This is a genomic window from Mesotoga sp. HF07.pep.5.2.highcov, assembly GCF_003666285.1.
In the GTDB taxonomy this organism is placed as follows: Bacteria; Thermotogota; Thermotogae; order Petrotogales; family Kosmotogaceae; genus Mesotoga; species Mesotoga prima.
In genome coordinates this window covers 1-962 of the sequence record NZ_JFHJ01000645.1, presented here as the reverse complement: position 1 = coordinate 962, position 962 = coordinate 1, and the positions used below count along the sequence as shown (strand labels likewise).

General features: G+C 44.5%; 2 protein-coding genes. Both read left to right on the top strand.

Annotated features, from left to right (window positions below):
• On the top strand, positions 1-477 hold a 477-nt coding region (dctP, locus tag BG32_RS13790), incomplete at its 5' end, for a TRAP transporter substrate-binding protein DctP (RefSeq protein WP_183084346.1).
• 183 nt (positions 478-660) lie between these two features.
• Positions 661-962 (top strand): TRAP transporter small permease (locus BG32_RS13785; RefSeq protein WP_259459755.1); only part of this gene is annotated, 302 nt, incomplete at its 3' end.

Sequence of the window (962 nt, the reverse complement as noted above, 5' to 3'; positions counted from 1 at the left end):
AATAACGAGGCCTTCATGGACATGGGACGCGCAATCGGAAGCAATCCTACTCCAATGGGCTTCGGAGAAGTATATCTAGCACTCAAGTTAGGTACTATCGACGGTCAAGACAATCCGCTTCCCACCGATCTCTCGGCAATGTTTGTTGAGGTAACGAAGTACATAATCCTAACAGATCATTCTATAGGAATGATCAACCCTGTGATTAACGAGAAGTTCTGGCAGTCTCTGCCTTTCGAGTACAAGACTTACATTATTAAAGCGCTTGAAGTTGCCCGCTACTACATGAACTATCTTGTTCTGGAGCAGGAATCAAAGCTTCTGAAGCAGTTTGTAGATGAATACAACATGGAGATAATCGTGCCCGACAAAGAAGCCTTTATGAATCTGGCGAGGGATTTCTACTCAGATGAGAAGTTTGACAAAGCCTGGGGCGAAGGAATGTATGAGACGATCCAGTCGTATCCTCTGAACTAGAAAGATGAGCTAGTTACCTGGACCGGGAAGACAACCGGTCCGGGGTATCGTTTTGGGGGTTGTCATGAAAAAGATATTCTTGTCGCTTTTGAAGACATTACAAATTCTGCTGAATCTAATTGAATCTTGGGCGGGACTATTTTTCTCGGGCTTCTGTTCCTCAGCATTTTCTTCCAGGTGATTTTGAGGTATGTATTCAGCAGTCCCTCCCCGGAGCTATTCGAGATAGCGCAATATAGTTTCATCTGGACGATATTCCTGGGCGCCCCTTACGCAAGAAAGTTCGATGCTCATATAAAGTTCGATATTCTCTTCCTTAGGTTTTCCAGGAAGGTGCAGCTGATACTCCAGATAGTGTTCGACCTTTTCTTCTGCATAGTCCTTCTGGTCTCTCTGGGGCCAGTGCTTGGCGATGTGATCTTTTACAAAATAATAAAATCAGAGGTTCTCAGAATACCCTGGACATATCTCTTCATGTGCTTTCC